13 protein-coding genes are annotated in these 13,366 nt (G+C 61.2%); 7 read left to right on the top strand and 6 right to left on the bottom strand.

What is annotated here, in order from left to right; genetic code table 11:
- The first annotated feature begins 152 nt into the window (after positions 1 to 152).
- Positions 153 to 1,520, top strand: coding sequence for a CYTH domain-containing protein (locus J1G35_RS06165; protein WP_223014091.1), 1,368 nt, complete (start codon positions 153 to 155; stop codon positions 1,518 to 1,520).
- A gap of 53 nt (positions 1,521 to 1,573) precedes the next feature.
- Here J1G35_RS06165 and J1G35_RS06160 read toward each other — a convergent pair whose 3' ends face one another.
- Positions 1,574 to 2,044: an Lrp/AsnC family transcriptional regulator gene (locus tag J1G35_RS06160; protein WP_003195279.1), complete on the bottom strand. Its 471-nt coding sequence runs from the start codon at positions 2,042 to 2,044 to the stop codon at positions 1,574 to 1,576.
- Positions 2,045 to 2,171: 127 nt separating this feature from the next.
- Here J1G35_RS06160 and J1G35_RS06155 point away from each other — a divergent pair, with 127 nt between their 5' ends.
- The 6 genes from J1G35_RS06155 (at position 2,172) to J1G35_RS06130 (ending at position 7,419) form a co-directional block, all read left to right on the top strand.
- On the top strand, positions 2,172 to 2,510 hold the full coding sequence (locus J1G35_RS06155) for a hypothetical protein (protein ID WP_053127847.1): 339 nt from the start codon (positions 2,172 to 2,174) through the stop codon (positions 2,508 to 2,510).
- Positions 2,511 to 2,593: 83 nt separating this feature from the next.
- Positions 2,594 to 4,273 (top strand): GspE/PulE family protein, encoded by a 1,680-nt coding sequence (locus J1G35_RS06150; RefSeq protein WP_223014090.1) that lies wholly within the window; start codon positions 2,594 to 2,596, stop codon positions 4,271 to 4,273.
- Between the two features lie 78 nt (positions 4,274 to 4,351).
- Positions 4,352 to 5,272, top strand: coding sequence for an SPFH domain-containing protein (locus tag J1G35_RS06145; protein ID WP_053127843.1), 921 nt, complete (start codon positions 4,352 to 4,354; stop codon positions 5,270 to 5,272).
- Between the two features lie 10 nt (positions 5,273 to 5,282).
- Positions 5,283 to 5,729 carry an NfeD family protein gene (locus J1G35_RS06140; RefSeq protein WP_053127841.1) on the top strand — a complete coding sequence of 149 codons (447 nt, stop codon included), beginning with the start codon at positions 5,283 to 5,285 and terminating at the stop codon, positions 5,727 to 5,729.
- 69 nt (positions 5,730 to 5,798) lie between these two features.
- Entirely contained in the window at positions 5,799 to 6,113 is a 315-nt protein-coding gene (locus J1G35_RS06135; RefSeq protein ID WP_003176799.1) for a DUF2388 domain-containing protein, read from the top strand.
- Between the two features lie 163 nt (positions 6,114 to 6,276).
- Positions 6,277 to 7,419: a DegT/DnrJ/EryC1/StrS aminotransferase family protein gene (locus J1G35_RS06130; RefSeq protein ID WP_223014088.1), complete on the top strand. Its 1,143-nt coding sequence runs from the start codon at positions 6,277 to 6,279 to the stop codon at positions 7,417 to 7,419.
- Between the two features lie 65 nt (positions 7,420 to 7,484).
- Here the strand turns inward: J1G35_RS06130 and gcvH are convergent, their stop codons facing one another.
- The 5 genes from gcvH to J1G35_RS06105 all read right to left on the bottom strand — a co-directional run bounded on the left by gcvH (position 7,485) and on the right by J1G35_RS06105 (position 13,363).
- On the bottom strand, positions 7,485 to 7,868 hold the full coding sequence (gene gcvH / locus J1G35_RS06125) for a glycine cleavage system protein GcvH (protein WP_223014086.1): 384 nt from the start codon (positions 7,866 to 7,868) through the stop codon (positions 7,485 to 7,487).
- A gap of 52 nt (positions 7,869 to 7,920) precedes the next feature.
- Positions 7,921 to 9,003: a glycine cleavage system aminomethyltransferase GcvT gene (gene gcvT, locus J1G35_RS06120; RefSeq protein WP_223014084.1), complete on the bottom strand. Its 1,083-nt coding sequence runs from the start codon at positions 9,001 to 9,003 to the stop codon at positions 7,921 to 7,923.
- Positions 9,004 to 9,159: 156 nt separating this feature from the next.
- On the bottom strand, positions 9,160 to 10,776 hold the full coding sequence (locus J1G35_RS06115) for an iron ABC transporter permease (RefSeq protein WP_223014081.1): 1,617 nt from the start codon (positions 10,774 to 10,776) through the stop codon (positions 9,160 to 9,162).
- A 269-nt stretch (positions 10,777 to 11,045) separates the two neighbouring features.
- Positions 11,046 to 12,050 (bottom strand): extracellular solute-binding protein, encoded by a 1,005-nt coding sequence (locus tag J1G35_RS06110; protein ID WP_053127831.1) that lies wholly within the window; start codon positions 12,048 to 12,050, stop codon positions 11,046 to 11,048.
- A 95-nt stretch (positions 12,051 to 12,145) separates the two neighbouring features.
- The gene (locus tag J1G35_RS06105; RefSeq protein WP_223014151.1) at positions 12,146 to 13,363 is read right to left on the bottom strand and encodes a 2-octaprenyl-3-methyl-6-methoxy-1,4-benzoquinol hydroxylase; all 1,218 of its coding nucleotides are present in this window, start codon (positions 13,361 to 13,363) and stop codon (positions 12,146 to 12,148) included.
- Positions 13,364 to 13,366 lie beyond the last annotated feature (3 nt).

Raw genomic sequence — 13,366 nt, 5'->3', positions numbered from 1 at the left:
TCTCCCAACTTCCCGGATGAGCCCCACTATAGAGGCATCTGCACGACACAATAAACCGTTGCGGCACGTTGCCGGGCTCAGTCCTGTACACTGCACGACCTTGGCAGCCACTCTTTTTCCCGGCTGCGCTCCCGATCCTGGATTTTCCGGCCATGCAGAAAGAAACCGAAATCAAGCTCCGCGTCAGCCGCGAAACACTCGCTGCGCTGCGTGAGCACCCGCTACTGAAAAAACGCAACAAAAGTGGCTGGGAACGCCGTGAGTTGATGAACCAGTACTTCGACACCCCTGAACGTGACCTGGCCCAGGCCAAAGTCGCCCTGCGCCTGCGCAAGGACGGTGACGACATTATCCAGACCCTCAAGACCCGTGGCCAAAGCGTCGCCGGCTTGTCGGAACGCAATGAGTACAACTGGGACCTGCCCAAAGCCAAGCTCGACGTGAAGAAGCTCGACGGCGAGTGCTGGCCCGAGCAACTGGCCGAGCTGGACAAAAAGACCCTCAAGCCGATCTTCACCACCGACTTTGTACGCGAACGCGCCGAAATCGCCTGGGGCCGTGGCAAGGCCAAGGTGGTGATCGAAGCCGCCCTGGACCTGGGCCATGTGGTGGTCGGCAAGCAGAAAGAAGAAATCTGCGAGCTGGAACTGGAACTGCGCGAAGGCGAACCGGCGGCCCTGCTGGAACTGGCCGCCGAGCTGGCCGCGACCCTGGCCCTGATGCCGTGTGACATCAGCAAGGCCGAGCGCGGCTACCGCCTGTATGACGCCAGCAGCTACTCCTTGAGCCTGCCGGCGCCGCAGATCCACGCCGAAATGCCGCTGGACGATGCCTTCGCCGCAATCATGTGGCACCTGCTGGGCAGCAGCCAGCGCCTGGCCGAGCAATACCGTTTCAATGGTCACTGGCGCCTGCTGCAGAACTGGGTCGACAACCTCGGCGAACTGCGCGCCCTGATTGGCAGCCTCGGCCAGGCCGCACCGCGTCAATCCACCAGCGAACTGCGCAGCGCCCTGGATGCCTTGCTGGAAGACTGGCGCCCGCTGGTCCAGGCCGGTGACGACGACGAAGATATCCGTAAAGCCGCTCCAGAACAGTTCGCCGAAGAACTGGAAGACGTACGCTGGGGCCTGTTCTCACTGAACACCTCCCGCTGGCTGCTGGCCCGCTCCTGGACCGCCGACCGCAATGTGCGCGGCAACCGCCAGGGCGCCGCGCAAATCACCAACTGGCTGCCGCGCCTGCTGGCCGACGATGCCGTCGCCCTGCAACTGCCGCGCTACCAGCAGCAACCGGAAGACCTGGCCGAGCAACTGCCACGCATCGAGCGCATCCAGGCCTGGCTGCACCACGCGCGTAACGTGGTGGACATTGCGGAGCTGGACCGCTTGTACGGCGAGCTGAACAAGTTGGTGCAACTGGCCAACCAGCCGATCACCGACGAGTCGCTGGATGCGCGCATGCATCAGGCGATTGCGGTGTATCAGAACCGTGCCTGGAAGACCCTCCTGCGCCTGTAATATCGCCAGCGGGGGCAAGTCGAATCGGCTTGCCCCCAATGACGCCGGTCTGGTCAGCGCAATACTGGCAAGCTGGTGGTCGACTTGATCTCAGACAAGGCCACAATCGAGTTGACCTCCTGAATGCCCGGCACCATCGACAGCTTCTCAAAGAAAAACCGCTCGTACGCCTCAATGTCCGACGTCACGATGCGCAGCAGAAAATCCACCGCCCCCATCAGCACATAGCACTCCAATACTTCAGGGAACCCACGAATCGCTTCGGTGAACTCGGTGAAGTTGGATCGACCGTGGGCGTTGAGTTTGACCTCGGCAAAAATCTGCGTATTGAGGCCGATCTTCTTGCGATCCAGCAGGGTGACCTGGCCGCGAATTACCCCTTCCTCCTTGAGCCGCTGGATGCGCCGCCAGCACGGCGACTGGGACAGGCCGACCTGTTCGGCGATCTGTGCGCTCGACAGCGAGGCGTCCTCTTGCAGCAGGGCCAGGATGCGGCGATCGTAGGCGTCCAACTCGCTATGCATAGAAATACCTTTTAATGGTGCTTTCTTGAATTGATCTATTCGATTACTGGCAAATCTGGCTCATTTTAGATAAGAAATCTCCCGAAGCGAATGTAAAAATTTCTCCAGTCGAATCTGGAGAGTCAGCATGCATGCCGTCGAAACCACCCACACCCTGAGCCGCGTCGATGCGTGGTGTGTCACCAGCACCCATTGCCAGGCGCGTTACCAGATCATCGCCGAGGCGGAGCCTGATGTGCTGTGCCGCGTACTCAACTATTTTGCGTTGCAGTTCTTGACGCCGAGCCAGGTCACCGTTGACCGCAAAGAAGACCTGCTGAGTATCGATATCGTGATGGATGGCCTGAGCTGGCACCGGGCCCAAGTCATCGGGGAAAAGATTCGAAACCTGATCAGCGTGTGCACGCTGCAAGTGTGGCCAGCTGATTGCGTGGGGCCTGAAGCAGTGGCGGTGGCCGCTCAGTAAAGGCCTGCAACATACCCTGGGAGGAGGATATCCGAGGTGCGGCTAGCCTGAAATTTCGTTCGAGGCTACCCAGGAAGACCTTCATGTCTGTTGAGCACCGATTGGAACTGCATCAATTGCTTCCGGCCTTGGTCGAGGCAGGGTTGATCACTGCCGACATCGCTCAGCGCTTATCCGCGCTGCCAGCCGGCAACGCCCAGCATCCGCTGGAATGCATCGCTGCCCATGGGCCTTCCCTGGAAACCCTGACCCAATGGCTGGCTCGGCATGTCGGGCAACCCTATTGGCGTATCGACCCGCTGAAGATCGATGTCGCAGCGGTGGTGCCGCTGATGTCCCACGCGTTTGCCCAGCGCCACAGCATCCTTGCAGTGGCCGTGGACGCGCAAACCGTCACCGTTGCCAGCGCCCAGCCCCACGTCACCCGTTGGGAGTCAGGACTGGCACAGGTGCTCAAGCGCTCGATCAAGCGCGTGGTTGCCAACCCCCAGGACATTCAGCGTTGTATCAACGAATTTTACCGGTTGGCGAAGTCCGTCAGCAGTGCCGATCAAAAGGTCGCAGCGCCTGGCAATTTCGAGTTGCTCAACCTCGGCGCCGGCGAGCAGGAACCGGACGCCAACGACGCGCATATCGTCAATATCGTCGACTGGCTGTTGCAGTACGCCTTTGCCCAGCGGGCCAGCGATATTCATATCGAGCCGGGCCGTGAACAAGGCCGCATGCGCTTTCGCATCGATGGGCTGCTGCACGACGTTTATCAATTTCCGCCCCAGGTGACGATGGCGGTGGTAAGCCGCCTGAAAAGCCTGGGCCGCATGAACGTGGCGGAAAAACGCAAACCCCAGGATGGTCGGGTCAAGACCAAAAGTCCCGCGGGCGCAGAAGTCGAGTTGCGTCTGTCGACCCTGCCCACCGCCTTTGGGGAAAAACTGGTGATGCGGATTTTCGATCCGCAGGTGCTGCTCAAGGACTTTGACCAGCTCGGTTTGTCCGCCGAGGACCAACAGCGATGGCATGCCATGACCCGCCAGACCAACGGCATCATCCTCGTCACGGGCCCTACCGGCTCGGGCAAGACCAGCACCCTCTACACCACGCTCAAGCAACTGGCGAACCGGGAGATCAACCTCTGCACCGTGGAAGACCCAATCGAAATGGTCGAGCCGGCGTTCAACCAAATGCAGGTGCAACACAATATCGACCTGACCTTCGCCAGCGGCATCCGAGCCCTGCTGCGCCAGGATCCGGACATCATCATGATCGGCGAGATCCGCGGCCAGGAAACCGCCGAAATGGCGATCCAGGCCGCACTGACCGGGCACTTGGTGCTCTCGACGCTGCACACCAACGATGCGCCCAGCGCCATCAGCCGCTTACAGGAACTGGGCATTGCTCATTATTTGATCAAGGCCACATTGTTGGGGGTGATGGCACAGCGCTTGGTGCGGCTGTTATGCCCCCATTGCAAGCGGGCGGCGGGCGATGCCCACGAGGCGGTTGGGTGTGCGGAATGTCGAAACAGCGGGTTTCGCGGGCGCGCTGGGGTCTACGAGATCATGGTGCTGGATGAATCGCTCAAGGCCCTGATCGTGCCCGGGACCGACGTGCAGTCCCTACGTCGGGCGGCGGTTACGCAAGGCATGTGCAGCCTGCGCATGGCCGGCATCGGGAAAGTACAGGCAGGACTGACCACGATGGTCGAAGTGCTGCGCGCGACGCCTGGGGATTCGGTAACAAATCCGTTGAGTACCACGTGCTGAAACCGTTCTTATCGGTGACAAGACCGTTACACTCAGCCGAACGTTCGTTTAACTGACACCATCAGATAGGGAATCATTATGCAGATCGGAACCGTCCTGCTTCTTTTCGTGGGCTTGGCCGCCGCCATCCTGTTCATGGGCTTCAAGGTGGTGCCTCAGGGCTACCAGTGGACCGTCGAGCGTTTCGGCCGCTACACCAACACCCTCAAGCCAGGCCTGAACATCATCATCCCGGTCATGGACCGCATCGGTCGCAAGATCAACGTGATGGAAAGCGTGCTGGATATTCCGCCACAGGAAGTGATCACCGCCGATAACGCCACCGTGCAGATCGACGCCGTGTGCTTCTTCCAGGTGGTCAATACCGCCCAGGCCGCCTACGAGGTCAACAACCTCGAACATGCCATCCGCAACCTGCTGCAAACCAATATCCGCACGGTGCTCGGCTCCATGGAGTTGGATGCCATGCTCAGCCAGCGCGACGGTATCAACGAAAAGCTGCTGCGCACCGTCGATGAAGCCACGGCGCCATGGGGTATCAAGATCACCCGGATCGAGATCAAGGACATCAGCCCACCCGCCGACCTGATGGCCGCCATGTCTGGGCAGATGAAAGCCGAGCGGATCAAGCGTGCACAGATCCTTGAGGCCGAGGGCCTGCGGGCGTCGGCGATCCTGACTGCCGAGGGCAAGAAGCAGGCGCAGATCCTGGAAGCCGAAGGTGGCCGGCAGGCCGCGTTCCTGGAGTCTGAAGCCCGCGAGCGCCAGGCAGAGGCAGAAGCCCGTGCGACCCAGGTCGTTTCCGAAGCGATCGCCACCGGCAACGTGCAGGCCATCAACTACTTCGTCGCACAGAAATACATCGATGCCCTCGGCAAGCTGGCATCGGCCAATAACAGCAAAGTGATCCTGATGCCGCTGGAAGCGAGCCAGGTGATCGGTGCGGTCGGCGGTATCGGCGAGATCGTCAAGGCAACGTTCGACAGCAAGAAAGGTTGAGGCCATCGCCATGTGGGATTTCCTGCAACATCTTTCGTTCTGGGATTGGCTGGCGCTGGGTACGGTGCTATTGATTCTGGAAGTATTCGGCGCAGGTGGTTACCTGCTGTGGATGGGTATCGCAGCGGCAGCGGTGGGCGTGATCAAGTTTTTAGTGCCGCCGCTCGGCTTGGAATGGCAACTGTTGCTGTTCGCTGTGTTGTCGATATTAACGGCGGTGTACTGGTGGAAACGTCAGCGCAGCAGTGCCAAAGCCAGCGACCAGCCGGGGCTGAACGAACGCGGTTCGGAACTGATCGGTCGCACCTTCGTGGTGCACCAGGCAATTGTGGATGGCCGAGGCAAGGTAAAAGTCGGCGATGGCGTGTGGATGGTCACCGGCCCGGACAGCCCTGTAGGCGCCCAAGTACGGGTGATTGGTCAGGAAGGTGTGATTTTGAAGGTGGAAACTGTTTAGTCGCCGAGGGAACTCGACCGGGCTAACTACAATCATAATGTACAGATAACCCACCCGGAGTCACCCATCATGCGTCTCAAATATGCTGTCGCAACGCTTGCCGTGCTTTCCCTTCCTGTCGGTTCAGCAATGGCCGACAGCTTCTGGCGCAATGTCATCTCGTCGGGCGCCACTACCGGCTCGACGTACCTGACCTTCAAGGACCACAAGCTGGTGGTCGCCGCACAAGACGACGCCGGCAGCTTTGTTGCCAGTGACGGCGGCATCCGTGGCCCGTACCTGGAAGCTGCGATGCAGAAAGTCCGCGCCGATAACCCTGGCCTGCAGGCCACGGATATGGAGCTGGCCAACGCCATTCTCGCGAAGAATGCTGTCACCGAGTGATTCCCTCACTCTGAAAAATGCCGCTTTTAAAGCGGCATTTTTTTGTCCGTACGGTGACGATTCATTCACAGGTGACAGGCTATATTCAGTCTGGCCGTGCCACCATGCCGGTACTGAGCCCTCGCTTACTCATCGTCAATCTGAAACGGATGCCTTCGTCGTTATGAGCCAACAGCCCTTTCTGCCGTTCTCCAAACCTACCATCGATGAAGCCACCATCTCGGCGGTCGGCGATGTACTGCGCTCGGGCTGGATCACCAGCGGACCCAAAGTGCAGGCGTTTGAGGCGCAGCTATCGGAATACTTTGGCGGCCGACCGGTGCGCACATTCAACTCCGGCACCTGCACCATGGAAATCGCCCTGCGTATCGCCGGTATCGGGCCTGGGGATGAAGTGATTACCACACCGATCTCCTGGGTGGCCACGGCCAACGTGATTTTGGAGGTGGGGGCCACACCGGTGTTTGCCGATATCGACCCGGTCACCCGCAATATCGACCTGGCCCAGGTGGAGGCCGCAATTACCCCGCGCACCAAGGCGATCATCCCGGTGTACCTGGCCGGCCTGCCCCTGGACATGCCGATGCTGTACGCGCTGGCCAACAAGTACAACCTGCGCATCGTCGAAGATGCCGCCCAGGCCCTGGGCTCCAGCTGGGACGGCGAACGCATCGGTGCCACCGGCGATTTTGTGTCGTTCAGCTTCCAGGCTAACAAGAACATCACCTCTTCCGAGGGCGGTTGCCTGGTGTTGAACAATGCCGAAGAAGCCCGCCTGGCGGAAAAATACCGCCTGCAGGGCGTTACGCGTACCGGCTTCGACGGCCTGGACGTGGATGTGCTGGGCGGCAAGTTCAATATGACCGACATCGCTGCAGCCATCGGGCTGGGGCAGTTCGCCCACATCGAGAAGATCACCGCCCATCGCCAGCACCTGGCACAACACTACTTCGAATGTTTCGGCAGTGATTTCGAAGAAAAGTACGGCGCGCAACTGCCGCCGGCTGACTTCGAAAACAGCAACTGGCACCTGTTCCAGTTGGTGCTGCCGGAGCGCCAGGACGGCCTGCCCGCCCGCGCGACCTTCATGGAGAAAATGCAGGCACAAGGTGTTGGCATTGGCTATCACTACCCGCCGATTCACCTGCTGAGCCTGTATCGGGCACAGGGGTTCAAGGAAGGGATGTTCCCGGTAGCGGAAAAGGTTGGACGTTTGATCGTGTCGTTGCCGATGTTTACGGCGATGACAGAGGCAGATGTCGAGCGGTCGGTGGCGGCAGTAAAGGCAGTCCTGAAGGCGAACTGAACACTCACGGCTCACGACGATTGAATGTGGGAGGGAGCTTGCTCCCTCCCACATGGGTGTTTCGGTTACTCGCCGATGGCGGCTTTGTAGCCAGCAGCATCCAGCAGTTTTTCCAGATCAGCCGGGTTGCTTGGCTTGAGCTTGAAGATCCAAGCGCCGTATGGGTCGGAGTTCAGCAGCTCAGGGCTACCGCTCAGCTCCTCGTTGACGGCCATCACTTCGCCGGCAACCGGGGCGTAGATATCCGAAGCAGCCTTCACCGACTCAACCACACCCGCCTGGCCCTCAGCGTCAAACTTGGCGCCAACTTCGGCCAACTCAACAAACACCACATCACCCAAAGCTTCCTGGGCATGGTCGGAGATCCCGACGGTGACGGTACCGTCAGCTTCCAGACGGGCCCATTCGTGACTGCTGGCAAAACGCAGGTCGGCAGGGATATCGCTCATAGTCTGTGTCCTCAAGAAGAAATGTCAGCAGCCATTGGCCTGCCGGAAAGGGTTAGATCAACGTTTTGCCATGGCGCACGAAGGTCGGTTTGACCACTCGAACTGGGTACCACTTGCCGCGGATTTCCACTTCGGCCCGATCGGCAGTCGCCGTCGGTACGCGCGCCAGGGCAATGGATTTGCTCAGCGTAGGAGAGAAACTACCACTGGTGATCTCTCCTTCGCCAACATTGGCGATGCGAACCACCTGGTGAGCGCGTAAAACCCCACGTTCTTCCAGTACCAGCCCGACCAGTTTGAACTGCACGCCGGCCGCCAACTCGGCTTCCAGCGCCGCACGCCCGATGAAATTTCGCTCAGCAGGCTCCCAAGCGATGCTCCAGGCCATGTTGGCCGCCAGGGGCGAAACGTCCTGATGGATATCCTGGCCGTACAGGTTCATGCCGGCTTCCAGCCGCAGGGTGTCCCGCGCGCCAAGGCCTATGGGTGAAATACCCGCACCCACCAGATCGTTGAAAAAACCCGGCGCCTGATCGGCCGGCAGGACAATTTCCAAGCCGTCTTCGCCGGTGTAACCCGTGCGCGCGATAAACCAATCACCGTCAGCCTGGCCTTCAAAGGGCTTGAGCTGGTGGATCAGGGTGCCGCGAGACTGAGTGACCAACTCGGCAATCTTCTGCCGGGCATGGGGACCTTGGATGGCGAGCATGGCCAACTCAGGCCGCTCATGCAGTTGCACTTGATAGCTGCCAAGTTGCGCCTGCATCCAGGCCAAGTCCTGGTCACGGGTGGCGGCGTTGACCACCAGCCGGTATCCGGCCTCGGTGCGGTAGACGATCATGTCATCCACCACGCCACCCTGCTCGTTGAGCATGGCGCTGTACAACGCACGGCCACAGCCGTGCAAACGCTCGACATCATTGGCCAGCAAGTGCTGCAGCCATTCCTTGGCCTGGGGGCCGGTGACATCGATCACGGTCATGTGAGATACATCGAACACCCCGCAGTCGCGCCGCACCTGATGGTGCTCCTCAACTTGCGAGCCGTAATGCAAAGGCATATCCCAACCGCCAAAATCGACCATTTTCGCGCCGAGGGCGAGATGCAGGTCGTACAGAGGCGTGCGCTGTCCCATGGGTTTCTCCTTCCGGGCTTGGCGAAGGTGCGCAGTGTCGTTGCTCGCACTGGACGCCTTGAATTACAAGGCCTGCAGCCACGCACAGCGACTCGCCCCGAAGGACAGACCGCACCGAATGCCGCGCATTGTAGCCGCAAGCCGTAGGACTGGCACCTAACCGATTGGTCGAGCGGAACGTCGGATCAGCCCAATGACCGGCAGCAGCCCCACCAACACCAGCGTCAACGCAGGCAGAGAGGCCCGCGCCCACTCACCTTCGCTGGTCATTTCAAAGATCCGCACCGCCAGCGTGTCCCAGCCGAACGGGCGCATCAGCAGGGTCGCGGGCATTTCCTTGAGCACATCCACAAACACCAGCAGTGCGGCACTCAGGGTGCCAGGCAGCAATAGCGGCAGATACACTTTGCAAAACAGTCGCGGGCCACTCACGCCCAAACTACGCGCAGCTTCCGGCAAAGAAGGCCGGATGCGCGCCAGGCTGTTTTCCAGCGGCCCGTAGGCCACGGCCAGAAAGCGCACCAGATACGCCAGCACCAGCGCCGACAGACTGCCCAGCAACAGTGGCTTGCCCGCCCCTCCGAGCCAGCCGGACAGCGGCACCACCAGTTCACGATCCAGGTAACTGAACGCCAGCATGATCGACACCGCCAGCACCGAGCCCGGCAAGGCATAGCCGACATTGGCCAGGCTGATACCGGAGCGAATCGCCCGGGTCGGCGCCAGGCGGTTGGCGAACGCCAGCACCAGCGCCACGCTGACCGTGATCAGCGCCGCAATGCCGCCCAGGTAAAGGGTGTGGACGATCAGGCCCGAATAGCGTTCATCCAGATCGAACCGGCCACGCTGCCAGAACCAGGCAACCAGTTGCAGCACCGGGATGACAAAGGCACAGGCGAACACCAGGCCACACCACCCACTGGCCGCTACCGCCTTGAGCCCCTTCAAGTGGTACAACGCCTTACCCCGGGGTCGCTCGTTGCTGGGCCGACTGGCGCCCCGGGCACGACGCTCGCCGTACAGCACCAGCATCACCACCAGCAGCAACAGGCTGGCCAGTTGGGCCGCGCTGGACAGGCTGAAAAAGCCGTACCAGGTCTTGTAGATGGCGGTGGTGAAGGTATCGAAGTTGAACACCGAGACCGCACCGAAATCCGCCAGGGTCTCCATCAATGCCAGGGCCACGCCAGCGCCAATCGCCGGTCGCGCCATGGGCAGCGCGACGCGCCAGAACGCTTGCCAGGGCGATTGTCCCAACACGCGCGCGGCTTCCATCAAGCCCTTGCCCTGGGCGAGGAATGCGCTGCGCGCCAGCAGGTACACATAGGGATAGAACACCAGCACCAACACGATGATCACCCCACTGGTGGAGCGCACCCGTGGCAGACGCAAGCCACTGCCGAACCATTCGCGCAGCAGAGTCTGCACGGGACCGGAGAAATCCAGCAGGCCGACAAACACGAAGGCCAGCACATAGGCGGGAATGGCAAAGGGCAGCATCAACGCCCAGTCGAGCCAGCGCCGACCAGGGAATTCGCAGAGGCTGGTGAGCCAGGCCAGGCTTACGCCCAACAGCGTTACCCCAACGCCGACACCCAGCACCAGGGTCAGGGTGTTACCCAACAGGCGTGGCATCTGGGTTTCCCAGAGGTGGGACCAGATTTGCGCGTCGATGCTTTGCCAGGACAGCAACAGCACGCTCAGCGGCAGCAGCACCAGGGCAGCGACGGTGAAGACCGGCAGGTACCAGCGGCGTTGAGCGGGGTGGGCCAAGGGTGGGTTCTCAATAATGAATATCTTCAAATCACCACAATTCAATGTGGGAGGGGGCAAGCCCTAATGCCAGTCAGTTAAGGCTTTTTGTAGGAGCGAGCTTGCTCGCGAAAAACTCACAGGCGCCGCGTTCATTCAGGAAGCACGCGTTATCGTTGACGTCTTTCGCGAGCAAGCTCGCTCCTACAGGAGGCGATGTACGCTTGACTGACTGGCATTTGGGCTTGCCCCCTCCCACCTTCGGATCTGCAGCGCCCTACAAATTGTACTTAGTTCCAGCCCGCCCGATCCATCAGGCGAATGGCTTCAGCCTGGCGTTTGCCCGCCACTTCCACCGGCAATGTATCCGCCACGAACTTGCCCCAGGTCGCCACTTCAGCCGACGGCGGTACCGCCGGGTTGGCCGGGAATTCCTGGTTCACATCGGCAAAGATCTTCTGCGCCTCAGGCGTGGTCATCCACTCCACCAGCGCCTTGGCGGCTTCCGGGTGTGGCGCGTGCTTGGTCAAGCCGATGCCCGAAAGGTTCACGTGCACGCCACGGTCGCCCTGATTCGGCCAGAACAGCTTCACCGCCAGGTCCGGCTTCTGCTTGTGCAAGCGGCCATAGTAGTAGGTGTTGACGATCCCGACGTCGCACTGCCCGGCGTTGATCGCCTCCAGCACGGCAATGTCATCCGAGAACACGTCGGTGGACAGGTTATTCACCCAGCCCTTGACGATTTCTTCGGTCTTGGCCGCGCCGTGGGTTTCGATCAGGGTGGCAGTCAGCGACTGGTTGTAAACCTTTTTCGCCGTGCGCAGGCACAGGCGGCCTTCCCACTGCTTGTCGGCCAAGGCTTCGTACGTGGTCAGGTCACCCGGTTTCACCCGGTCGGTGGAATAGGCGATGGTCCGCGCGCGCAGGCTCAAACCAGTCCAGGCGTGAGCCGAAGAGCGATATTGCAGAGGAATGTTCTTGTCGATCACCGGGGAAGTGAACGGTTGCAGGATGCCCATCTGCTCGGCCTGCCAGAGGTTGCCGGCATCAACGGTGAGCAGCAGGTCGGCGGTGGCGTTTTCGCCCTCGGCCTTGATGCGCTGCATCAGCGGGGCTTCCTTGTCGGTGATGAACTTCACCTGTACACCGGTCTTTTGGGTGTAGGCGTCGAACACCGGCTTGATCAGCTCGTCGATACGCGAGGAGTAGACCACCACCTCGTCGGCTGCCTGCACGGTGGTGCTGCCGATCAGGGTGAGTGCCAGGGCAGTCAGGAGGCGCTTGGGTGCCAACATGGGTGCGGTCTCTCATTTGCAAAATAGGCGCAAATGATAGGGACTCACATTTGGTAACGCTCGGCGCAGCCGTTACCAAATGTTGCATGGCCGTATCAGGGCTTGGCGAGGTCCGGCAGATCGCCGGTCAACCCGAGGGCCTGGCGCACAAACACGGCCTTGGCTTCGGGCATCTGGTCGACCATCTTCAAGCCAGCATTGCGCAGCCAGCGCAGCGGCAGTTGATCGGCCTGGAACAAGCGCTCAAAACCCTCCATCGCCGCCATCAGGGCCAGGTTATGCGGCATGCGTCGGCGCTCGTAACGGCTGAGCACCTTCACATCGGCCAGACGTTCACCGCGTTCGGTGGCCGACAACAACACTTCGGCCAGCACCGCCGCATCGAGGAACCCCAGGTTGACGCCCTGCCCGGCCAATGGGTGGATGACATGGGCCGCGTCGCCGATCAACGCCAGGCCCTCGGCCACATAGCGTTTGGCGTGACGTTGGCGCAAAGGCACGCACACACGCGGATCGGCGCTGACCACGCGGCCAAGGCGCCCTTCAAAGGCGCGCTCCAGCTCACGGCAGAAGCCTTCATCATCCAACGCCATCAGGCGTTCGGATTCGGCCGGCGTAGTCGACCAGACGATTGAGCACCAGTCCTCCTGCCCGTCCCGCTCCAGCGGCAAAAACGCCAGCGGGCCGGTGTCGGTGAAGCGTTGCCAGGCCGTGCGCCGGTGCGACTGACTGCTGCGCACGCTGGTAACGATGGCGTTATGCAGGTAGTCCCACTCACGTGTGGGGGTACCGGTCAGGCGGCGCACGGCGGAATTGGCGCCGTCGGCGGCCACCACCAGCGGTGCGCGCAATTTGCGTCCATCGGCCAGGGTCAGCAGCCAGTCATCGCCGGAGCGACGCATCTGCTCCAGGCGCGCATTCGCCAGCAGGCCCAGGTCGCAGTCGTGCAGACGGTCAAGCAAGGCATCCTGGACCACCCGGTTCTCGACGATATGCCCGAGCACTTCGGCATGCACGCTGGCGGCCGAAAAGTGGATCTGCCCGGTGCCGCTGCCGTCCCACACCTGCATCTCGCCGTAGGGGCTGGCGCGTCGTTCAACGATGCCATCCCACACACCGAGGCGCTCGAGAATGCGTTGGCTGGCAGCCGACAAAGCGCTTACACGCGGTTCGAAGGCCGCCGCGCGGTCGAACGGCTTGACGCTCAGCGGGCTGCCGTCGAGCAGCAACACTTGCAGGCCACTGCCCTGCAACGCCAGCGCCAGGGCGCTTCCGACCATTCCGGCCCCGACAATCAGCACATCTGCGCGCATGTC

The sequence above is a fragment of the Pseudomonas sp. SH10-3B genome (genome assembly GCF_019891415.1).
Classification (GTDB): domain Bacteria; phylum Pseudomonadota; class Gammaproteobacteria; order Pseudomonadales; family Pseudomonadaceae; genus Aquipseudomonas.
The sequence above is the reverse complement of the archived record's forward strand: the minus strand, read 5'-3'. Positions and strand labels throughout refer to the sequence as shown.